A 22,492-nucleotide genomic window follows, 5' to 3' on the forward strand; every position below is an offset into this window, starting at 1 on the left:
ATTCAGACCGACTCGTATGGTCGATGCGGGCCTACCGCGCAGCGATGCGCCGAAGATGCCCGCAAGAACTGCAAGAGCGGCCTCTCCCCTCCGCTCTGCAGCACACCGTTCCCCGTCGTTCCCCACCGGCATCTGCCCGGACGAAGGAGTCCTGCATGTCCTCCTCGAGGTCACGCTCTCTCGACCCCCTGCCGAGCTCGCGCTCAGCGCGCGTGCTGCTCGTATCCCGCGAGCACCCGGTCCACCTGCGCGTGATCGCCGTGCTCGGAGCCCTGCTGCTGGCGAGCGTCAGCATGATCGGCACGGCACCGATGGTCCGTGCCGTCGGCCCCGGGGACGTGGTGCTCACTGGGTCCCTGCAGGCCGAGCTCGGCTGCGACGACGACTGGCTGGCGGACTGCGACGCGACGAAGCTCGCCGCGACCGGAGAGGACGGCGTCCACTCCTCGACCTTCACCGTGCCCGCCGGGCAGTGGGAGGTGAAGGTCGCGGTCGGCGGCAGCTGGGACGAGTCCTACGGGCTCGACGGCGGCGAGGACAACATCCCGCTGGCGGTCGCTGCGCCCACCGAGGTGACCTTCCGCTTCGACACCTCCACGAAGCGCCTCTCGGTCGCGCTGGCGGAGGCGCGCGAGGAGTACACCGACGAGGATGCCGACCTCGCCGAGGAGCCCTACCGTCATCCGGGCGGCGGGCAGGTCTTCTACTTCGTGCTGACCGACCGCTTCGAGAACGGCGACTCCTCCAACGACGAGGGCGGCCTCGAGGGCGACCGACTCACCACGGGCTACGACCCGACGGACAATGGCTTCTACCAGGGAGGCGACCTCGCCGGGCTGCGTTCGCAGCTGGACTACATCGAGGACCTGGGGGTCTCCGCGATCTGGCTGACCCCGTCGTTCACCAACAATCCGGTCCAGGGCGAGGGCGATGACGCCAGCGCCGGGTACCACGGCTACTGGGTCACCGACTTCACCACGATCGATCCGCATCTGGGCACCAACGAGGAGCTCGAGGCCCTGATCGACGACGCGCACTCCCGCGGCATCAAGGTCTACTTCGACATCATCACCAACCACACGGCCGACCTGATCGACTATGAGGAGGGCACCTACGACTACGTCGACCAGGAGACCTCCCCCTACCTCGACGCGAACGGAGACGCGGTCGACGTGACCGCCCTGGCGCAGTCCGAGGACTTCCCGGAGCTCGACGCCGAGACCTCCTTCCCCTACACGCCGGTGCGCTCGGAGGAGAACACCGTGATGGTCCCCGAGGTCCTCAACGACGTCACGCTTTACCACAACCGCGGCAACTCGACCTGGACCGGCGAGTCCGTCACCTTCGGCGACTTCAACGGGCTCGATGACCTCATGACCGAGGATCCGGTGGTCCTCGAGACGATGGAGGACATCTACACCACCTGGATGGACTTCGGCATCGACGGCTTCCGCATCGACACCGTCAAGCACGTGGACTTCTCGTTCTGGCAGCACTTCACCGACACCCTCGTCGAGCATCAGGCCGCCACTCCCGCAGGCGAGGACTTCTTCACCTTCGGCGAGGTCTACGATGCCGACGCCGAGCTCCTCTCCCCCTACGTCCGCGAGACGGAGATGGACTCCGTGCTCGACTTCGCCTTCCAGGCTGCGGCGACGAACTGGGCCAAGGGGTTCACCGCGCAGGGTCTCGCCTCCCTCTACGCCGACGACGACCTGTACACGACGGCGAGCTCGTCGGCCGCGGATCTGCCCACGTTCCTCGGAAACCACGACATGGGCCGCATCGGCTATCTCCTGAAGGACTCCGACCGCCTCGACGAGCGCACCGCCCTCGCCAACGAGACGATGCTCCTGACCCGCGGACAGCCCGTCATCTACTACGGTGACGAGCAGGGTTTCGTGGGCGACGGCGTGGACAAGGACGCCCGCCAGTCCATGTTCGCCAGCCAGGTCGACTCCTACCTCGACGACACCCTCGTCGACGGCAGCTCCTACGGCACCGGCGACCACTTCGACGAGGAGGCCGAGCTGTACACCCTGATCAGCGAGCTGGCCTCCCTGCGCAGCTCCACGCCCGCCCTGTCCACGGGTGCGCAGATCGAGCTGTACGCCGAGGACGGCCCCGGGGTCTACGCCTTCTCCCGCGTCGATCGCGACGAGAAGATCGAGCATCTGGTCGCCCTGAACAACGCCTCCTCCGAGCAGACCGTCACGCTGAGCACGCTCACGCCGGGCGCCACCTACACGACCCTGTTCGGACAGGATCAGACCGTCACGGCCGATGCCGACGGCACCGTCACGATCACCGTCCCCTCGCTGGACGCCGTCGTGCTGGTCGCCGACCAGCAGGTCGCCGCGGCCGGGGACGCGCAGGCGATCAGCCTGGGCATCGCCGACGGCGCCGAGGTCAGCGGCGAGGCCGCGATCACCGCCGATGTCGCCGACGGGCGCTGGGCGGAGACCACCTTCAGCTACCGTCTGGCCGGCGAGACCTCCTGGACCTCGCTCGGCACCGCCGAGGATGACAGCCCCCGCGTCTTCCACGACGTCTCCGACCTGGCCACCGGCACTCTGATCGAGTACCGGGCGGTGTCCACCGACGCCGCCGGGAACCGGGTCGCCGACTCGGCCACCGCCGTCGTCGGCGCGGACCTGTCGGCCGAGGGACCGTCCGACGACGACTCCGGCTCCGACGGGGACGCCGCCTTCGTGACCCTGCCCGGCAGCCACAACGCGGCCATGGGCTGCACCGCTGACTGGGCTCCGGCCTGCGAGGCCGCACGGCTCAGCCTCGACGCCGACTCCGGCATGTACACGGGCACCTTCGACATCCCCGCCGGCACCTACGAGTACAAGGCGGCCATCGACGGCACCTGGGACGTGAACTACGGTGCCGGCGGCGTGCCCGGCGGCGACAACATCAGCTACACGACCGAGGGCGGCAGCATCACCTTCTGGTACGACCCGACCACCCACGTCGTCAGCTCCAGCGCCGAGGGTCCCTTCGTGACCCTGCCCGGCTCCTTCAACGCGGCCCTCGGCTGCCCGGAGGACTGGATGCCGTCCTGCATGCGCACCTGGATGCAGGACGCCGACGGCGATGGGGTCTACACCTTCTCCACCGATGCCATCCCGACCGGCTCGTACGAGACGAAGGTCGTCCACGGAGGCTCCTGGGACGAGAACTACGGGGCCGACGGAGCGCGCGACGGGGAGAACATGGGCTTCTCGACGCAAGAGGGCAAGATCGTGACGTTCAGCTACGACATCGCCACCCATGTCCTGACCATCGAGTCCGAGGACCCGCTCACCGCGGGACAGGGCAAGCAGCTGGCGCACTTCGTGGACGCCGACACCATCGCCTGGCCCGACTACCTCGTCGGCGATGACGCCTCCTCGAGGACCTTCGAGCTGTGGTCCTCCCCCGAGGGCGGCCTGGGCGTCGCCGACGGCGAGATCACCGGGGGCGAGCAGCTGGGCACCCTGACCCTGCGCGACGGCGCGCTCTCCGAGGAGGAGCTCGAGGACCGCGCCCATCTGTCCGACTTCCTCGCCCTGGATCTCTCCGGCGTCGACACCGCCGATCTCGAGGAGGCGCTGCGCGGCGAGCTCATGGTCGCGCAGATCGCCGAGGACGGCTCGATCGAGGCCTTCACCGGAATCCAGATCGCCGGAGTGCTCGACGCCCTGTTCGCCGACGACGCGGAGGGCGCCGATCTCGGCCCGGTCTTCGGCGAGGACGGCTCCGTCACCCTCTCCCTGTGGGCGCCGACCGCCAAGGAGGTCACGCTCCAGCTGTTCGACGGCGTCGGGTCCGTGGCCGATGCCGGATCGACCGGGAGCGAGCTCTCCGCCGAGCTCGCGGCCGCGACGCCGACCGAGATCGAGATGGAGCGCGGAGCTGACGGCGTGTGGACGGCGAGCGGTCCCGCCGACTGGGAGGACCTCGCCTACCGCTATGCGGTCGAGGTCTATGTCCCCGAGACCGGGCAGGTGGAGACCAACCTCGTCACCGACCCGTACTCCACCGGCCTGACGCTGAACTCCACGCATTCGGTGCTGCTGGATCTCGACGACCCGCGCTGGGCTCCGGAGATCTGGTCGGACACCGCCGCGCCCGTCGTCGAGCAGTTCGCCGATCAGACGATCTACGAGCTGCACGTGCGCGACTTCTCCGCGGAGGACGAGGCCCTGTCCGAGGACCTGCGCGGCACCTATGCCGCGTTCGGTGCCGAGGGCTCGACGGGCACCGCCCGCCTGCAGGAGCTCTCCGACGCGGGCATCACGACGGTGCACCTCCTGCCGACCTTCGACATCGCCACCATCGAGGAGGACCGTGCCGAGCAGGCCGTGCCCGACATCCCCGAGGGGGCGGGCCCGGCGTCGACCGAGCAGCAGGCAGCGGTGTCCGCGGTCGCCGACCAGGACGCCTACAACTGGGGCTACGACCCGCTGCACTACATGACCCCCGAGGGCTCCTACGCCACCGAGGGCAATCAGGTCGGCGGCGACCGCACCAGCGAGTTCCGCTCCATGGTCGGGAACCTCCATTCCATGGGCCTGCAGGTCGTGCTCGACCAGGTGTACAACCACACCGCGGCCTCCGGGCAGGACGAGGACAGCGTGCTGGACCGCATCGTGCCCGGCTACTACCAGCGGCTCAGCCTCGAGGGCACCGTGGAAGACTCCACCTGCTGCTCGAACGTGGCGACGGAGAACACGATGGCGCAGAAGCTCATGGTGGACTCCACCGTGCTGTGGGCGCGCGAGTACCACGTCGACGGCTTCCGCTTCGACCTCATGGGCCACAGCTCCGTGGAGAACATGCTGGCCGTCCGCGAGGCTCTCGATGAGCTCACCCTCGAGGACGACGGCGTCGACGGCTCGAGCATCTACCTGTACGGCGAGGGCTGGAACTTCGGCGAGGTCGCCGACAACGCCCGCTTCACGCAGGCCACGCAGGGCCAGCTGGGCGGCACCTCGATCGGAGCCTTCAACGATCGACTGCGCGATGCCGTCCACGGCGGCAGCCCGTTCGACACGGACAAGCGCACGAACCAGGGCTTCGGCAACGGCGCGTACACCATGCCCAACGGGTACTCCGAGTCCAGCGAGGAGGAGCAGTACCAGACGCTGCTGCATCAGACGGATCTGATCCGTCTCGCCATGGCCGGCAACCTCGCCGACTACGAGCTGCTCACCTCTGACGGGACCGTCAAGCGCGGCGACGAGATCGACTACAACGGCGCATCCGCCGGGTACGCGACCCGTCCGGAGGAGTCGGTGAACTATGTCGACGCGCACGACAACGAGGCGCTGTACGACATGAACGTGTGGAAGCTGCCCCAGGACGCGAGCATGGAGACGCGGGTGCGCATGAACACCCTGTCTCTGGCGACCGTGACCCTCGGTCAGTCGCCGTCGTTCTGGGCCGGCGGCACCGATCTGCTGCGCTCGAAGTCGATGGACCGCGACAGCTACAACTCGGGCGACCACTTCAACACGATCGACTGGTCCGAGCAGACCAACGGCTTCGGCAGCGGTCTGCCCATCGAGGAGAAGAACGGCGAAGCCTGGGACCTGATCACCCCGATGCTGGAGGACGAGTCGAAGACGCCGAGCGCCGAGGACATCGCCCTGAGCAGCGACGTGACCCTGGACCTGCTGCGTCTGCGCTCGTCCTCGAACCTGTTCACCCTCGGTGACGCGGACCTGATCACGCAGAAGGTCACCTTCCCGAACTCCGGTGCCGATGCGACCGCGGGCCTGCTGGTCATGCGGATCGACGACACCGTGGGCGAGGACGCGGACTCCGCCCTCGACGGCATCGTGATCGTCTTCAACGCCTCGGGCGAGCCGATCTCCGAGGCCATCGACGGCATGGAGGGTCTCGACTACGAGCTCTCGCCGATCCAGGCCGACGGTTCCGACGAGATCGTCAAGGAGTCCACCTGGGACGCCGCGACCGGCACTGCCACGGTCCCTGCAGCCACGGTCGCCGTGTTCGTCGCCCCGCAGGCCGACGACGGCACCGGCGGCGGCGATGACGGCACCGGCGGCGGAGACGGCGGCACCGACGATGGTGACGACGGCACCGGAGGCGGCACCGACGACGGAAGCGACGGGACCGGAGGCGGCACCGACGACGGAAGCGACGGGACCGGAGGCGGGACCGATGGCGAGGACGGCACTGATGACGGCGCCGGCTCCGACCAGGACGGAACCGGTCAGGACGGCGCTGATGACGGCACCGACGGGTCGGGCGACGGCACCGGCTCCGGCCAGACCGGGGACGACGGCTCCGCTGCACCCGACGGCACCGGAGGCGGCACCGACGACGGAAGCGACGGGACCGGGGACGGGACCGATGGCGAGGACGGCACTGATGACGGCGCCGGCTCCGACCAGGACGGAACCGGTCAGGACGGCGCTGATGACGGCACCGACGGGTCGGGCGACGGCACCGGCTCCGGCCAGACCGGGGACGACGGCTCCGCTGCACCCGACGGCACCGGAACCGACGGCACCGCCTCCGATGACGGTGCGTCCGATGCCGGCCCGTCGGCCGACGGGGACGACAGCACCCAGGCCGATGGGCAGGAGGAGTCCTCCGGTCCGCTCGCCCGCACGGGGATCGAGCTGCTTCCGCTCGCAGCGGCGGTCGTGACCGCCATCGCGCTCGGCGTCGGTCTCGTCGCACGGTCCCGCAGCATCCGGTCGGCGATCGGCAGCAGCGCCGGAGACAGCAGCGGCGGCGGAGGCTCCGGTGGCCCCGGCGGCAAGGGCGACTGACTCAGGGTCCCCTCCGCACCATTCGACGGCCATCGGCGCGAACCGATGGCCGTCGGCCCCAGATCTCCCCGCGGCCGCGCCGGTCTCTCCGGATGAGCGCGGCCTCGGGTGAGCGAGAGACGTCGGGCCGCACCCTTTGAGGGAGGGGGAACGGCCCGACGTCGATCACCGCACCGCGGCGCACATCACGCGCGCCGCGGTGCAGCCCCTCCTCGACGGCCCGTCCGGGACGGGACCACGCCGAGCAGGCCGTTCCCCCGGCGACGCTCCTTCGGTTCGTCAGCCCTTCAGCCCGGACTGCGCCAGACCCTGTATGAAGTGGCGCTGGGCCAGAACGAAGACGATCAGCACCGGCACGGCGGTGAGCGTCGTCGCCGCCAGCTGGATGTTCCACATGGGCCCGCCATAGGCGTCGACGTACTGCGTGAGGGCGCGAGGCAGCGTGAAGTTCTCCTGGCTGGAGAGGAACACCACCGGCTCGAGGTACATGTTCCAGGACTTCAGGAACGTGATGATCGCGACCGAGGCGAGAGCCGGTCCGGCCAGCGGCAGCGCAACACGTCGGAAGATCCCCCATCGGCCGAGACCGTCGATGCGTCCCGCCTCCTCGAGCTCGTCGGGGATCCCCACGAAGAACTGCCGCATGATGAAGGTCGCGAGCACGCTCGGGGCCCCGAAGATCGGGATGATGATCAGCGGCCAGTGGGTGTCGATCAGGCCGAGTGCGCTGACGGCCCGGAACATGGGCACGATGGTCACCTCGATCGGCACCAGGAGCCCCACCAGCACGATCAGGAACAGCACGTTCTGACCGCGGAAGCGGATCCGGGCGAAGCCGTACCCGGCGAGCGCGGAGACCGCCATCGTCCCCGCGGTCACCAGCACCGCGATGTACACGCTGTTGAAGTACTGGCGGGCGAAGGGCTGGAGCTCGAACACCGAGCGATAGGCGGACAGATCCGGGCTCTCGGGCCACAGCGACGGCGGCACCTGGAGGATCTCGCTGGTGGTCTTCAGGCTCGAGGAGATCATCCACCAGGTGGGGAAGACGAACGGGATCGCGAGCACCACCATCAGCGCGAGAACCAGGACGGTCCGACGGCGGGACCCGCGCATGCGACGGGGCCTCGGCGCGGACGACCCCGCACCACTGGCCCTTCCTGTCGGCCCGCTCTGCTCGCCACCTGCGCCGGTGCGACCGCCGGAACCGGCACGACTGCCCGACTCGGCGCGACCGCCGGAACCTGCGCCGTCGCCCGAGCGGGGGACCTCCTCGCCGTCGGACGGTTCCAGGATGCCGCCCTGTCGGAGGTTCGGATGGATGTCAGCTCTCATGGTGCACCCACCTCCGGCGGGTCTGCCATTGCAGGAGGGTCAGCGCCAGGACGATCATGAACAGGAGCATCGCGATCGCGCTCGCATAGCCGAAGTCGTTGAACCGGAACGCCTGCTGGTAGAAGTAGTAGACGAGCACGTTGGTCGAGTTCCCCGGCCCGCCCGCGGTCAGGACGTCGATCAGGGCGAAGGTCTCGAGCGACCCCACCACGGTGATGATCGAGACGAGCATGACGGTGGGGCTGATCAGCGGGATCGTGATCGAGACGAAGCGGCGCAGCGCGCCGGCGCCGTCGATGCGGGCCGCCTCCAGCATCTCCTCGGGGACGCCCTGCAGCGCCGCCAGGAACAGCACTATGTTCAGTCCGACGTTCTTGAACACCTGCACGACGACGACGGCGGCCAGCGCCGTCCATCCCCCCCGGAGCCAGTTCGGCCCGGTGATGCCGATCGTCGAGAGCAGGCCGTTGATGCCGCCGGTGTTCTGCAGGAGGAACCCCCACACGATCGACCAGGCGACCAGGGAGACCACCACCGGGGAGAAGAACAGCACCCGGAAGAAGGTCGTCCCGCGGACCTTCTGGTTCAGCAGGACGGCCAGCAGGAGTGCAAGCGAGATGTTCAGGACCACGATGCCCGCCGAGAACAGCACGGTCGCCAGCAGAGAGGCACGCAGCGTGCGGTCCTCGACGAGCGCCGCATAGTTCTCCGCGACGACGAAGCGGAACTGTCCCGACAGCGCGTTCCAGTCATGCAGCGAGTACCAGGCGACAGCGCCCAGCGGCACGATGACCAGGATGATCGCACCCAGCACGCTCGGAGCCACGAAGAGGTAGCCCAGCAGCGAATCGCGGCGCTGCCACGATCCTGGCCGTCCTGGACGGGCAGGAGATCCCGGATGGTCGGGAGATCCGGGACGAGCGGGAGATCCCGGACGCGCGGAGCGCCCGGGACCGCGAGCCGAGGCCGAGGCGGTCATGAGTCGAGCAGCGGCTGGGCGGCGGCGCACACGTCTTCCAGGACGGCGGGGACGTCGGCGTCGGCCGTCCAGAGCGGGTCCAGCGCGCTGCGGACGGTGGTCTGCAGCTCGGCGAACCGCCGGTGGGAGGGCTTGGTGATCGCGTCGACGGTCCCGTCGATGACGGCCCTCTGCAGCTGGTCCTCATCGAGCAGCGGATTGCCGGCGGCCATCGTCTCGACGGTCAGCAGGGACCGGCGCGGCGGCGGGAAGAACTGCGCGAGCCTCTCCGCGGCTGCCGGAGCGGTGAAGTGCGCGAGGAAGTCCGCGGCGATCTCGGGGGCCTGCCCCTGGGCGAGCACGCCGATCCCTGCCTGTCCGACGACGTTCTGCTGGAGAGCGGGCCCGGAGGGCAGAGGCAGCACGTCCCAGTCGAAGGAGCCGTCGAGCGAGGAGGCCCGGGAGATCTGGGTGATGGTCATGGTGGTCTGGCCTCCGAAGAGGTCGACGTCGTCGCCCGGGCCCGGCATCGCCCCGGTGACGAAGGCGGCCTCGTGCAGGTCGGTCATCGCGTCGACCATCGGCTGCTGCGCGAACTCGCATTCGGTGCCGTCCTCGCTCCAGGCGCGGGCACCGTATCCGGCCCAGACGCTCGCGAGGTTGTCCCAGGTCTCGTAGCCGAAGTCACGCACGACCAGGCCAGCTCCTCCGAGCGCCTCGACACTCGCAGCACTGACCTCGAACGCCGCGTCGTAGGTCCATCCGCCGTCCTCGAAGAGAGCGACCAGGTCCTCCTGCTCGGCGTCCTGGAGCCGGGTGGTGTTGAGGAACATGCAGAACGGCGAGTTGGAGAACGGGTAGGCGAACAGGCCCTCGTCGCTCTGCCACAGCGTCAGGGCGGCCGGGTCGATGTCGTCGAAGGCGTAGCCGTCGGCGGCCTCCAGGGTCTGTCCGACCTCGACCAGGGCCCCGGACTCGACGAACTCGGGTCCCGAGCTCTCCAGGATCCAGGCCAGGTCGGGCGCGTTGCCCCGGAGAGCTGCGTGGTCAGGGACGTCGTGTAGTCCTCGAACGGGATGCTCTCGAAGGTGACGCCGCTGACGGTGTCGGCGTGCTCCTGGACGTACTCATCGGCGATCTCCTGGAAGAGGGCGAGGTGGGCCTCGTCGGCGGTCCACACGGTCATGCGGAGCTCGACGGGTCCGTCGGGCGCGTTGTCGCCCCCGGTGCCGCAGGAGGCGGCGCCGAGGCCGAGCGCCGCGGCGAGGACGCCGCCCGTGGCGAGCTGTCGGCGGGTGATCATGATCTTCTCCTTCGAAGGATCGGTGAGGCTCTGCTGGAAGGGTGGGTGTGCAGCGGGGGCGAGGTGCTGCGGGCGCTGCGATCAGCAGCCGTCAGCAGCTGTCAGCAGCGTCAGTAGCCGTGGACGGTGTCGGGCCACCGCAGCTCGACGCCGTCGGCGACGAGCAGCGTCTGGAGGTCGGCGACCTGCTGCTCGGAGCCGTGCACGGCATGGGGTGTCGTCTCCTCGCGCAGGCAGTGCGCGACCAGCAGGCCCGCCGCCTCCCCGAGGTTCCATTCGACGGGATGCAGTCGATAGCACCCGTTGGTGATGTGTGTGGTGGAGATGTTCTTGCAGGCGGCGAGCAGGTTCGTGGTGCGTCGGGGGATGAGCGCTCCCAGCGGGATCTCGAAGGGCTCCGCGGGGACGTCGATGTAGTTGTCACCGCCGGTGGAGGGGTGCAGGTCGATGCGGTACATGCCGATCCCCACCGAGTCGGGGTAGCTGCGAGCTCCTGCGCCGCCGCGGATCGCCCCGGAGACGTCCTGCTCGCGGACGGTCTCGAGCCCCCGTATCCGACGGGACTCGCGATGATAGGGGGCCATGGCGAGCCCGTCCTCGGTGCCCATCACGTCGGCCCGCAGACGCAGTCCGGGCCAGCCGCGCCCGCCGTCGGGCCGAGGCGCCTCCGTCTGCATCCAGTGCAGCATCGACAGCGAGAGCTGCTTGGCGTCGGCCAGGCGCTCCGTGCGCTCCTGCTCGTCCGCGTCCAGGACGGGATGCTCGAAGTAGTCGATGCTGGGCCAGTTGATCAGGCAGATGTCGCTCGCGAAGGCGCCCGGTTCGAAGAGGTCCTTCGCAATGATGCGCCGGAAGGTCCAGAGGTTTCCGTCGCCGGGGTCCTGGGACTGGTCGGCGGTCACCGCGAGCGCGTCGTCGCCGGGATTGGGCTCGAAGTGCCGGTGGCCGATGTCGAGGGTGCGGGGGTCGGGCGCGGTCCAGGACAGCAGCGGTCCTCCCCAGAACGCCGGCTGGACGGAACGCCAGTGCTCATAGCGCTCGGGACGGGGGATCGTGTGATCCTCTCCCTCGATGTGGTCGACGGCGAAGCAGTAGGTCAGGGCCTGGATGTTCTCCGGCTGCGGCTCGTCGGGTGCGCTCGGCTCCCCGGTCTCGGCCCGCGACTCGAATCCCGTGACATGCTCGGTGCCGGTCAGGGGCAGCAGCTCCCCGGTCTCGGTGGCGTCGATGACGTAGGCGGCCTCGATCGTGCGCTCCTCCCCCGTCGTGACCGACCGCAGGGTCACCGAGCGCACCGCATCGCCCTGCATCCGGGCCGCCGTCGGGCGCACCCCGCGCTCGACGGTCAGTCGGCGGCTCGCGGTGTGCGGGGCGATCATCTCCTCGATCACCGCGACTCCTGCTCTCGGCTCGTGGCACAGCTTGGAGACCCAGCCCGCACCGGGGTTGAGGTCCTCCCGGGCCCGGGCCGCCTCGGTCAGCGGATAGCTGCGGCGGTAGTGCTCCCGGATGCCGTCGCGCAGGCGCCGGTAGGAGGCGGTGCAGCCGATCTCCTCGATCCAGGGATGCTCGTCGGGCGGGACTCCCTGGCTGGTCAGCTGGCCGCCGAGCCAGGCGTGCTCCTCCGTGAGATGGACGCGCAGGCCGTGCCTGGCGGCGGCGAGGGCCGCCGCCACCCCGCCGAGCCCGCCGCCGACGATGAGCAGGTCGACGCGGAAGCCGCGCGAAGCATCGGCCCGGGTGCGACCGACGCACTGGTCCGGGGTGCGTCAGAGGCGTCGGGCGACTCGGGCCGGGAGCGGTGCAGGGTCATCGGATGGTCTCCTGGGTGTCGGGGGACAGGGCTGTGCGGGGGATCGACGTCGCCCCGGGCTTCGGGCCGGGCTCCGGGCTGGGCGGCGGACTCAGCGGGGCGCCGACGGTGCTTCCGACGTGCACCGTGCACGGGAGCAGGACCTGCAGCCGGGCGAGGCGCTCGGGGTCGTGCATCACAGAGGGCTCGTGGAGGAGCCGACGCAGCGTCCTCACCGCGCCCGCTCCCATCTCGTGTCGCGGGACGCTGAAGCCGCTCCAGGCCACGGCGGTGCGGTCGGGCTCCTCGGGGTCGCCGAGCCGCGCGATCGACAGATCGCCGGGGACGTTCATGCCGCGCCGCAGCGCATCCATCCGCAGCCTCGCGGCGATGTCCGGGGTCGCGGCGATCGCGGTGGTGCCGGTGCCGATCACGTCCTCGAGCAGCGACGAGGGATCCTCGACGGAGGCGTCCAGCATCAGCGGCGTCGCCCCGGTCCGGCGCACGGCACCGTCGAACCCGCGGCGCCGATCCACTCCCGACTCGTGGTCGGGGTACTCCAGGGCGAGCGCGATCCGGCGGTGACCGAGCTGGACGAGACGCTCGACGAGCGCCGACGTCCCACTCTCGTAGTCGGCTCCGACGTAGGGCACCGCGGCGCCGTCGGCCTCCCGTCGCCCGACGAAGACGAAGGGGAACTCGTGCGCGAGGAGCTCGGCGAGATCCCGGCCCTCGCTGTGCCGTCCCAGGAGGATGCACCCGTCGGTCATCTGCAGACGCCCCCTCCGCGCCCAGTCCCTGAGCCCCTGGACGCCGGTGCCCTCGCGGGAGCGATGGCTGGAGGTGAACAGCAGCAGGTCGACGTCGTGCTGCAGCGCCTCCGCCTCGATGCCCTGCAGGAACGGGTAGTAGAAGTCGCTCGCGGCGTGAGGGAAGACCGGCTCGTAGGTGAACACCCCGAGCACAGAGGTGCGGCCTCCGGCGAGCTGTCTGGCCGCCAGGTTGCCCCAGTAGCCGGTCTCCTCGACCGCGGCGAGGATCCGCTGTCGGGTCTGCTCGGTCAGCCGTCCCTCCGCCGCGGGACCGCCGTTCAGCGCCATCGACACCGCTGCCTGGCTGACGCCGGCCTCACGGGCGACGTCGGCCTGGGTCGGCCTGCGGTGCGGCGTCGGCATGTCGTCCGGCGTGTGCGGACCGTCCTCTCGCATCTCCGGCGACCACCATGTCGCCGATCCCCGAGCGGCGTCGGTGCCGACCCGGTGACTGCGAGCGAAACAGGTTATGCGCATGACGGCAAGCGTCCCGTCGCGCCGGGATCCGACGGGGCCCGCGCTCGGGGCCTACGCTCGGAGGATCACGCTGAGCCGACGCGACGAGGCGTCGGCCGAAGGGAGGTCGCCATGTCCGGCGAGCACGGTCACGATCCCGCCGCAGCGGGAGTCGCTGCTCCGTCGGCGCAGCCCTCGCTGCTCGATGTCGCCGGGACGGTGCGCTGGCTGCGGCGCGACGGCGTCGAGCAGGTCCTGAAGAGGCTCGTCGGCCACCTCGAGGCGGACCTGCGCCGATGGGAGGAGTTCGAGAAGATCCCTCGGATCGCGAGCCACTCCCCCGTCGGCGTGATCGAGCTGATGCCCGTCTCCGACGGCCGCCTCTACTCGTTCAAGTACGTCAACGGCCATCCGATCAATCCCTCACGCGGCCTGCAGACGGTCACCGCCTTCGGCGCCCTCGCCGACGTCGGGACCGGCTATCCGCTGCTCATCGCCGAGATGACGATCCTGACGGCGCTGCGCACCGCGGCGACGTCGGCGCTGGCCGCAGGCCATCTCGCCCGCCGCGGAGCCCGGGTCCACGCCATGATCGGGGCAGGGTCGCAGGCGGAGTTCCAGGCGCTGGCGATGCGCGCCGTGCTCGGTCTGGACCGGCTGCGCGTGCTGGATCCGGATCCGGCGGCGGTCGCGAAGCTGCGGCGGAACCTCGGACCGCTCGGCTTCGGCATCGAGGTCGCCGGGAGCATCAGCGAGGTGCTCGAGGGGGCCGACGTCGTCACCACCTGCACGGCCGCGAAGGCACACCAGGCGGTCCTGCACCGCGGTGACCTGCGACCGGGCATGCACCTGAACGCGATCGGCGGCGACTGCCCGGGCAAGACCGAGCTCGATCCCGAGGTCGTGAGAGCAGCCCGGGTCGTCGTCGAGTTCGCACCACAGACCCGCATCGAGGGCGAGATCCAGCAGGTCGAGCCGGATCTGCCCGTCACCGAGCTGTGGCGGATCGTCGCCGGTCATGAGGGGGGACGGGCACCCGGGGACGCGGACCCCGAGCAGGAGATCACCCTGTTCGACTCCGTCGGGTTCGCGCTCGCCGACTTCTCCGTGCTGCGGCTCGCCCACGGGGCGACCGCCGGCACGGACCTGGTCGCGCCCCTCGACCTGGTGGCCGCGCCGTCGGACCCGAAGGACCTGTACTCCCTGATCGGCCAGGATGCCTCCGCACCGGCCAGGGACGGTCCGCTCAGGCCCGGGACCTCCACAGCAGCCACACGAAGTACGGCGCCCCGATCAGGGAGACCATGAGCCCGGCGGGGATCTGACTGGGTGCGATGAGGGAGCGGCCGAGGGCGTCGGCGAGGCCGACGAGCACCCCGCCTAGCAGCATCGCCACGGGGATCGTGCGCAGGTGGCGTCCGCCGACGAGGGCCCGGGCGAGATGCGGGGCGACCAGGCCCACGAACCCGACGACGCCCACGGCGATCACGCTGATCGCGGCGAGGACCGCCGCCAGGCCCAGCACCAGCACCCGGGTGCGTTCGAGGCGCACCCCGAGGATCCGCGGGGAGTCCTCGTCGATCGACAGCAGGTCGAGCTCGCGGTGCAGGCCCAGCAGCAGCGGGGTCGCGACCGCCAGCGCGATCAGCACGGGGACCACGTCGCTGAGCTGCCGGCCATAGGTGGTCCCGGACAGCCAGGTCATGATGCTCGGGGTGTCCCAGGCGTTGGCCTGCAGCAGCAGGAACGAGCTCAGTGCGCTCATCCCGTAGCCGACGCCGATGCCCACCAGCACGAACCGCTCCGGGGCGAGGCCCCCGCGCCAGGCCAGCAGGCCGATGAGCACGAAGGTGGCGATGCCGGCGAGGACGGCGCAGGTGATCATGAGCGGGCGGCTCGTGCCCAGCAGCGTCACCACGACGACCGCGCCGAGGCCGGCGCCTGCAGTGATGCCGAGCAGACCGGGCTCGGCGAGCGGATTGCGCACGGTGGACTGGACGATGCAGCCGGCGAGCGCGAGGGCGGCGCCGGCGAGGACGGCAGCGCTGGTCCTCGGCAGGCGCTCCCCGAGGGCCCGGTCGACGAGACGGGGCGCCTCCCCCTGGATCCACAGCACGATGTCCCCTGTCCTCAGCCACATGCTGCCGGCGAGCAGGCCCAGCAGGGCGATCCCGGCCAGGGCCGCGGCACTGATCGCGAGGGCGATCAGGAACCGGCGTCGGGAGCGCAGTCCGGTGCGGGCCTGCGGGGGCTGCTTGGCGGGCCCCGAGTCCGGGAGCCGACGGGCCATCAGGATGATGACGAGCGCGCCCAGCAGTGCCGTGGGGATTCCGGTGGGCACCGCCGTCGCGCCCCGTGGGCCGAGGATCGCACGGATGGTCGCGTCGGCGAGCAGCACCACGAGGGCACCGATCAGCCCCGAGGCGGGGACCAGCAGCAGGTGACGGTTCAGGGAGCGCACGGCGCCGCCGAGGAGCCTCGCCAGCACGGGCGCGCCCAGCCCGACGAAGGCGATGGGACCGGCGACGGTGACGGCCGTGGAGGTCAGCAGCACCGCGGCGACGACCGCGATCACGCGGGTCGAGCGCACGGGCACGCCGAGGCTGGAGGCGGCGTCGTCCCCGAGGCCCAGCACGTCCAGGCGGCGGGAGAGCACCAGCGCCACCACCAGCACGATCGCGATGACCGGCAGGGCGCGCAGGGAGGCGGTGAGGTTCAGCTGGGCGAGCGATCCGCTGCCCCAGGCGTAGAGGCCCGTGGTCTCGGCCTCGAAGAGGATCAGCAGCATGGAGCTGCCGGACTGGAGCGCCATGGCGACCGCGGAGCCGGCGAGGACCAGCCGCGTCGTCGAGGATCCGGCGCCGCCGGCGAGCGCGAGCACCACTCCGGCGGCGAGCAGACCGCCGAGGAAGGCGACGCCGCTGGATGCCCACAGCGGCACGGAGATGTTGAACGCCGCGACCAGGCACAGCATGAAGTAGGAGCCGGCCGTGACGGCGAGCGTGTCGGGGCTGGCCAGCGCGTTGCGGGAGACGGACTGCAGGAGCGCTCCGGCGCAGCCGAGGGCCATGCCGACGGCGACGCCCGCGAGCAGCCGCGGCAGGCGGGAGGCGGTGAAGATGTCGGAGATGGCGACGCCTCCGACGGTGTCGTCGGCGCCCGCGAGATAGGCCAGCAGGTCCTGCAGGCCGACGCCGGAGGTGCCCTGAGTGAGATGCCAGGCTCCGACGAGGACGACGGCGAGGGCCAGCAGGATCAGCGTCGCGATCCCGCCGAGAACCCCGCCCGCCCCGACCCGCAGCGACTCTCGGACGCTGCGGGTCGGGGCGGAGGAGGGGTCGGCCGACGGGCCGGTCGGCGCCTCGGAGGTGACGGTCACGAGGCCGTCAGGATGTCGACGTACGCGTCGATGGCCTGCTCGGAGGAGCGGGGGCCTCCGAAGGTCCAGATGCCGGCGGGGAATCCGTAGGCCCGGCCCTCCTGGACGGCCGGCAGCGAGGTCCACACGTCGTTCTTCTCGAGCTCGGTGACGTAGCTGCCTGCGGGGTCGTCGGTCGAGGTGTAGATCAGGTTCGCGTCGCCGACGGCGGTGAGGCCCTCGATGTCCGTCTGGCCGAGGCCGTAGGTCGGATCGGTCTCCTCCGTCCACACGCAGTTCAGGCCCAGCTCCTCACCGAGGGCAGAGAAGAGCGCGCCCTCGCCGAAGGGCCGGATCGCCACGTTGCCGCCGTCGACCCAGCCGTCGAAGTACACGAAGTCGGTGGTGGCCAGGTCCGCATCGGCGACCTGCTGCTTCGCCTCGGCGACGTGCTCGTCGAACTCGTCGAGGACGACCTGCGCCCGCTCGCTGCGACCGGTGGCGTCGCCGATGAGGGTGAACAGGCCCTTCATGGTGCCGATCGGATCGGAGGCGTCGGCTCCGACGGTCGCGAGGACCGGCACGTCGAGGGACTCGAGCTGCTCGACGACCGGATCGTCCTCCCCGGAGACCTCGACGATGATCAGGTCGGGATCGGCGGCGGCGAGAGCGTCCATGTTGGGCTCGCCGCGGCTGCCGACATCGGTCGTGCCCTCGGGCAGCACCTCGGCGGTGTCCCATGTGGAGTAGCCCTCGACGTCGGCGACGGCGACGGGCGCGATGCACAGGGTCAGCAGATCCTCGGTCTGCTGCCATTCGAGCACGGCGACGCGCTCGGCGGGCTGATCGAGCTCGACGGTGCGGCCGAGGTCGTCGGTGAGGGTGACCGGATCGGTGGAGGTCTCGGTGGTGTCCTCGGCGCACGAGTCGCTGATCGCGTCAGCGGTGCCGGAGGCGGTGGCGGCATCGGTCTCGGGGACCTCGGTGGTGCCGCAGGCGGCGAGGGCGGCGGAGGCCGCGAGCGCGGCGAGGGCGGCGAGGGCGCGCCGGGGGATACGGGTCATCGGTTCTCCTGGGACGGGCGGCGGAGCCGCAGGACCGACGGGCGGGATGCCCGCCGGGCACGGCGATCGGAACGTCAGGGAACGACCGCCGAGTCGGGTGGACTGACGTGCCCGACGGTGCGTCGAGCAGGATGCCCGACAGAGCGTCAGGCAGGGATGTCAGACGGGGGCGGCGACCCGGGCGCCGTGGCGGCCGCGGGCCTCGATCCGCAGTCGCCCGTCGACCGGGTCGACCGCGGCGTCGATGGGGATGTCGTAGACCTCGCTGAGGTTCTCGGAGGTGAGCACCTCCAGCGCGGACCCGGCCGCGTGGACGCGGCCCGAGCGCAGCAGGATCACGTGGTCGGCGATGCGGGCGGCATGGTCGAGGTCGTGCAGGACGATGCCGACGGCCACGCCATGGAGCTCGGCGAGGTCACGCACGAGGTCCAGGGTCTCGATCTGGTAGCGCAGGTCGAGATGGTTGGTGGGCTCGTCCAGCAGCACGATGGCGGTGTCCTGGGCGAGGCAGGACGCGAGCCACACACGCTGCATCTCCCCGCCGGAGAGCTCGCCCACGCCACGATCGGCGAAGGCGGCGATGCCGGTCAGCTCCATCGCATGGTCGATCGCGGCACGATCGGCGTCGGTGAGGCCGGCGAACCGCCGACGGTGGGGATGACGGCCGAAGGCGACGACGTCCCGCACCGAGAGCCCCTGGGGACTGGTCCGGGACTGCGAGAACAGCGTGAGGGCCCGTGCGAGCTCCTTGGCGCTGAGCAGCGAGGCGCTGCGGAGCGTGCTTCCCGCCCCGGCTTCGCGGCCCGTGCCCGATCCGGCCCCGCGCCCTGCATCCGATGCGGCGGCGGGGTCCGGCCCCGGGCCGACGGCGATGCTGACCTCTCCGGCATCCAGAGGGTGCAGCCGGGCCAGCGATCGCAGGACGGTGGACTTCCCGCTCCCGTTGGGGCCCAGCAGAGCGGTGACCTTCCCCGGGGTCAGCTCGATGGAGACCCCGTGCACGACCGGCGTGCGCCCGTAGCGGAGCCGCAGGTCCTCGCCGGTCAGAGCGGGGGCGTTCGCAGGGGCGCTCTCGGAGCAGTCGGCAGGGTTCTCGAGATCGACAGGCACGGGAGGAAGCGTAGCCTTACCTGTTTACGCGCGTCGATGGCGATGTGACGTTGTCAGCAGGTCGTGACCATGGACCGGAAGAGGGGCCCTCCCCGGACGAGGTCGTCGGCGTCTCAGCCCTCGCCGGAGGGAGCGGCCGGCTCGATGACCTCCGCGGGCTCGGAGACCGTCTCGGTCCCCGTGATCCGGCCGAGCCGGTCCATGACGTGATAGATCACCAGCGCCGCGACGGTGCCCAGCGTGATGCCGGTGAGCGTGATCCCGTCGAAGGTCCAGGTCACGTTGGCGATGCCGACGACGAGCGCGACGCCCGCGGTGATCTGGTTCTTGGGGCGCGAGAAGTCCACGCGGCCGTCGACCCACATGCGCACGCCGACGATGCCGATCAGGCCGTACAGCACGAAGGTGACGCCGCCGAGCACGCCCGCGGGGATCGTGAAGATCAGCTCCCCCACCTTCGGGGACAGCGAGAGCAGCACGGCGACGACGCCGGCCACCCAGTAGGCGGCGGTCGAATAGACGCGGGTGGCGCTCATGACGCCGATGTTCTCTCCGTAGGTGGTCGTGGGAGAGCCGCCGAAGCCTGCCGAGAGCATCGTCGCCAGACCATCCGAGGCGAGGGTGCGGCCGACCATGTGGTCGAGGTTCCGTCCGGTCATCAGGCCGACGCTCGAGACGTGGCCGACGTTCTCCGCCAGCAGCACGACCACGACCGGGAGGAACATCGGCAGCAGGCCGAGGGAGAACTCGGGGTGATGGAACTGGGGCAGGCCGAACCAGTCGGCCTCGGCCACCCGCGAGAAGTCGACCTCTCCGCGGATCACGGCGCACACGTAGCCGACGATCACGCCGAGCAGCACGGAGATGCGCCCCAGCAGCCCCTTGAACAGCGCCGTGCACAGCACCACCGCGACCAGGGTGACCACGGCGGTCACCGTCGACTCCTGGAAGTTCTCATAGGCGGTGGGGGCGAGGTTGAACCCGATCAGAGCGACGATCGAGCCCATCACCACGGGCGGCATCAGGTGCCCGATCCATGCGGTGCCCACGCGGGTGACCAGCAGTCCCAGCAGCGCCAGCAGCGCTCCCGTGATCATGACGCCGCCGAGCGCCGCACCCATCGAGTCCGATGCTGTCGCCGCCGTGATCGGGGCGATGAACGCGAAGGAGGAGCCGAGGTAGCTGGGCACTTTGTTGCGCGTGATCGTCAGGAACAGCAGGGTGCCGATGCCTGAGAACAGCAGCGTCGTCGACGGCGGGAAGCCCGTCAGCAGCGGCACCAGGAAGGTCGCGCCGAACATGGCCACGACATGCTGGGCGCCGATGCCGATGATCACCGGCCAGGCGAGTCGTTCCTCGGGCTTGACGATGGCGTCGGGGGCGACGCTGCGGCCGTCGCCGTGCAGGGTCCAGACGGGCATGGCTCTCCCAGGTGTTCATCGGGGACGGGACGGGCCGCGATCAGCATCGGGGAGCGGCACCGAGGGAAGAGTACCGCGCCGGACCCGGGCTCCGGGTGACGGTGGTCCCGGTCGCGAGAGGGATCTCCGGGGAGCTCAGCCGCCGGGGAAGGTCTTCTTGCGGGTGCGCTCCTCGGTGACGTCCGGGACGCGGTCCAGCAGGGAGGCCCGTCCGCTGTCGCGGCTGCGGAAGTCGGCGAACATCTGCACGAGATCGGGGGCGCCGAACTCGTCGCGCACCGGTGCCGGGACCGTCAGCATGAGCGTCGCTGCGATGCCGATCGCGAGCGCGGCACCACCGGTGACGAGCCCTGCCCCGTACCCGGTGGCCAGGGAGTTCACGATCACGGCGAGGAAGCCGACGACGATCAGCACCAGCCCGGAGACGACGCCGGAGGCGCGGGCACGGTCAGCGGGCTTCTCCAGCAGCGCCTTGCGGGCCGTGAGCGACACCAGCACGAAGATCGCGCACACGAGGGCGTCCAGCAGATGGAGCACCGGCCCTCCCGGGGAGATGCCGGTGGTCCCGGCGACGGCGGCGAGGAGGTGCCACAGCACCGCCGCGGCATGCATGATCGCGCTGAACTCGAAGGCCCGCACCGTGTAGACCAGCCAGTCCGGGCGGGCGAAGGAGACGGGCATGGTGCGCACGAAGGAGCGCGAGATCATCAGCCCGAACGCCGCGAACAGGAACGGCAGGTAGACGAAGCCGGTCGCGAAGCTCATCGGGGCGGCGAACTGGAGGCGCAGGGTGTTGTCGGCGAGACTCGCGATCATCAGGCCGCCCACCGCCCCGGCGGAGAACACGAACCAGTAGCGGTCACGCCTCAGCGACGAGGCGAGCACGAGCGTCAGCAGCACCGTCGAGATCAGGGCGTTGGCGAAGGTCATCAGCGAGTATCCCCAGCCGGTGGTGAAGATCCGGCCGATGATCATGACCAGCGCCAGCAGCAGCGCGGCGGCCGCCGCGACGCCCACGCCGGCCAGCGCCCGACGAGCCCACCGCTGGGCGACCTTCGTGGGCAGATAGCCCTCATGGGCGCGCGGCTCCATCCCGACGATCGCACCGAGCAGCAGCAGGGGCACGCCGACGCCGATCCCCAGCGGCGGCCCGTCGGGCAGGGAGGCGAACAGCACCGGCAGCGACAGCACGAGGTCCGCACCGATCACGAACAGGGCGGCGGCGAGCGCCGGCAGCAGACCGAGGATGCGGATCGCCCGCACCGCCGCGATCGGCGGTTTCCTCGGGATCCAGCGCAGCAGATGCACGACGATCAGCGCCACCAGGGAGATGCCGATCGCGGTCTTGGCGACGGTCCCCAGCACCGGGACCTCCGCGAGGGTGAAGGTCGTGGTCAGCGCCGAGACCAGGCAGATCAGGGCGAGCACGTCCCGCAGGCCGTCGAACACCCCGAGCTCGCGGAAGCGGTCCGGCAGCACGATCCCGCCGAGCGCTCCGTCACCGTCGCCGGCATCGGCCTCGTTCGGCGTGGTGCCGGAGCGGGCGTAGGTCGAGGGCGAGGGCGCGCTGGGATCGTCAGATCCGAGGACGGGGAGGGCACCGGTGACGGCGTCCGGCTCCGCGGCCTGCGCACCCGGCGGGCTGGGCACGATCACGCCGTAGGGCGAGGAGCTGCTGCGCCCCGCGCTCTGCGGGGAGGCGTCGGCGGCGAGATCCTCCGGATCGATGTCCGAGAGGTCGACGGTCTCGTTCTCGCCCTGCGGCATGGCAGGAGTGCTCCGATGCGCGAGCAGCGGCGCGGCATACCGGTCGAATTCGGCCCGTGAGGGGAGCCTCTCGGTGGGAAGGCTGCGCGGATCGTCGGTGGCGAAGATCCAGTCCGCATCCTGCGGCTCCTCGTCCCGGCGATCCCTGTCCATCGACCCTCTCTCCACTGTCCTGCGGGCGACCGGAGGGCGCTCCCCCGTCCCGCCGCTCTGCCCGCCTCCGATCATAGGGATGCGCAGGGCGTCGTCCCCGGGCGACGCGCCGCAGGCGGCATCGTGGGGTCATCGCCGGCGCAGATCACAGATCCGGTGCCGACCGGCA

Annotated in this window: 13 protein-coding genes; 2 read left to right on the forward strand and 11 right to left on the reverse strand. The window is 70.7% G+C overall.

Annotated elements, in window-relative coordinates; translation table 11 throughout:
- Window positions 1-155 precede the first annotated feature (155 nt).
- Entirely contained in the window at window positions 156-6,794 is a 6,639-nt protein-coding gene (gene pulA / locus ACZ5AJ_RS10920; RefSeq protein ID WP_464134242.1) for a pullulanase-type alpha-1,6-glucosidase, read from the forward strand.
- Between the two features lie 279 nt (window positions 6,795-7,073).
- Here the strand turns inward: pulA and ACZ5AJ_RS10925 are convergent, their stop codons facing one another.
- The 6 genes from ACZ5AJ_RS10925 to ACZ5AJ_RS10950 form a co-directional block, all read right to left on the reverse strand.
- Window positions 7,074-7,910, reverse strand: a complete 837-nt coding sequence (locus ACZ5AJ_RS10925) for a carbohydrate ABC transporter permease (RefSeq protein WP_464134245.1) — start codon at window positions 7,908-7,910, stop codon at window positions 7,074-7,076.
- Between the two features lie 208 nt (window positions 7,911-8,118).
- Complete coding sequence (locus tag ACZ5AJ_RS10930; RefSeq protein WP_464134249.1) at window positions 8,119-8,955, reverse strand: carbohydrate ABC transporter permease; 837 nt, start codon at window positions 8,953-8,955, stop codon at window positions 8,119-8,121.
- Between the two features lie 149 nt (window positions 8,956-9,104).
- On the reverse strand, window positions 9,105-10,094 hold the full coding sequence (locus ACZ5AJ_RS10935) for an extracellular solute-binding protein (protein WP_464138759.1): 990 nt from the start codon (window positions 10,092-10,094) through the stop codon (window positions 9,105-9,107).
- Window positions 9,980-10,390 (reverse strand): hypothetical protein, encoded by a 411-nt coding sequence (locus ACZ5AJ_RS10940; RefSeq protein WP_464134253.1) that lies wholly within the window; start codon window positions 10,388-10,390, stop codon window positions 9,980-9,982. Before ACZ5AJ_RS10940 ends, ACZ5AJ_RS10935 begins: the two co-directional genes overlap by 115 nt.
- A gap of 110 nt (window positions 10,391-10,500) precedes the next feature.
- Window positions 10,501-12,066: an FAD-dependent oxidoreductase gene (locus tag ACZ5AJ_RS10945; RefSeq protein ID WP_464134256.1), complete on the reverse strand. Its 1,566-nt coding sequence runs from the start codon at window positions 12,064-12,066 to the stop codon at window positions 10,501-10,503.
- A gap of 133 nt (window positions 12,067-12,199) precedes the next feature.
- Window positions 12,200-13,357 carry a LacI family DNA-binding transcriptional regulator gene (locus ACZ5AJ_RS10950; RefSeq protein ID WP_464134259.1) on the reverse strand — a complete coding sequence of 386 codons (1,158 nt, stop codon included), beginning with the start codon at window positions 13,355-13,357 and terminating at the stop codon, window positions 12,200-12,202.
- Window positions 13,358-13,582: 225 nt separating this feature from the next.
- Here ACZ5AJ_RS10950 and ACZ5AJ_RS10955 point away from each other — a divergent pair, with 225 nt between their 5' ends.
- Window positions 13,583-14,758, forward strand: a complete 1,176-nt coding sequence (locus ACZ5AJ_RS10955) for an ornithine cyclodeaminase (RefSeq protein WP_464134263.1) — start codon at window positions 13,583-13,585, stop codon at window positions 14,756-14,758.
- Here ACZ5AJ_RS10955 and ACZ5AJ_RS10960 read toward each other — a convergent pair.
- The 5 genes from ACZ5AJ_RS10960 to ACZ5AJ_RS10980 all read right to left on the reverse strand — a co-directional run bounded on the left by ACZ5AJ_RS10960 (window position 14,697) and on the right by ACZ5AJ_RS10980 (window position 22,323).
- A complete protein-coding gene (locus ACZ5AJ_RS10960) occupies window positions 14,697-16,829 on the reverse strand; it encodes an iron ABC transporter permease (RefSeq protein ID WP_464134266.1) in 2,133 nt (710 codons plus the stop codon). The genes ACZ5AJ_RS10955 and ACZ5AJ_RS10960 overlap by 62 nt on opposite strands.
- Window positions 16,826-17,872, reverse strand: a complete 1,047-nt coding sequence (locus ACZ5AJ_RS10965) for an iron-siderophore ABC transporter substrate-binding protein (RefSeq protein ID WP_464134270.1) — start codon at window positions 17,870-17,872, stop codon at window positions 16,826-16,828. The genes ACZ5AJ_RS10960 and ACZ5AJ_RS10965 overlap by 4 nt, the downstream gene beginning before the upstream one ends.
- Before the next feature lie 159 nt (window positions 17,873-18,031).
- The gene (locus ACZ5AJ_RS10970) at window positions 18,032-18,982 is read right to left on the reverse strand and encodes an ABC transporter ATP-binding protein (RefSeq protein WP_464134273.1); all 951 of its coding nucleotides are present in this window, start codon (window positions 18,980-18,982) and stop codon (window positions 18,032-18,034) included.
- Between the two features lie 113 nt (window positions 18,983-19,095).
- The gene (locus tag ACZ5AJ_RS10975; protein ID WP_464134276.1) at window positions 19,096-20,403 is read right to left on the reverse strand and encodes a uracil-xanthine permease family protein; all 1,308 of its coding nucleotides are present in this window, start codon (window positions 20,401-20,403) and stop codon (window positions 19,096-19,098) included.
- A gap of 135 nt (window positions 20,404-20,538) precedes the next feature.
- Entirely contained in the window at window positions 20,539-22,323 is a 1,785-nt protein-coding gene (locus ACZ5AJ_RS10980) for a DUF7937 domain-containing protein (protein WP_464134279.1), read from the reverse strand.
- Window positions 22,324-22,492 lie beyond the last annotated feature (169 nt).

This window comes from Brachybacterium zhongshanense (assembly GCF_055385755.1).

Bases quoted from the DNA above. Each gene is read 5' to 3' on its own strand.
- ACZ5AJ_RS10950 (WP_464134259.1), bottom strand. From the start codon at position 13,357: ATGCCGACGCCGCACCGCAGGCCGACCCAGGCCGACGTCGCCCGTGAG.
- ACZ5AJ_RS10925 (WP_464134245.1), bottom strand. From the start codon at position 7,910: ATGCGCGGGTCCCGCCGTCGGACCGTCCTGGTTCTCGCGCTGATGGTG.
- ACZ5AJ_RS10965 (WP_464134270.1), bottom strand. From the start codon at position 17,872: ATGACCCGTATCCCCCGGCGCGCCCTCGCCGCCCTCGCCGCGCTCGCG.
- ACZ5AJ_RS10975 (WP_464134276.1), bottom strand. From the start codon at position 20,403: ATGCCCGTCTGGACCCTGCACGGCGACGGCCGCAGCGTCGCCCCCGAC.
- ACZ5AJ_RS10980 (WP_464134279.1), bottom strand. From the start codon at position 22,323: ATGGACAGGGATCGCCGGGACGAGGAGCCGCAGGATGCGGACTGGATC.
- ACZ5AJ_RS10940 (WP_464134253.1), bottom strand. From the start codon at position 10,390: ATGATCACCCGCCGACAGCTCGCCACGGGCGGCGTCCTCGCCGCGGCG.
- ACZ5AJ_RS10955 (WP_464134263.1), top strand. From the start codon at position 13,583: ATGTCCGGCGAGCACGGTCACGATCCCGCCGCAGCGGGAGTCGCTGCT.
- pulA (WP_464134242.1), top strand. From the start codon at position 156: ATGTCCTCCTCGAGGTCACGCTCTCTCGACCCCCTGCCGAGCTCGCGC.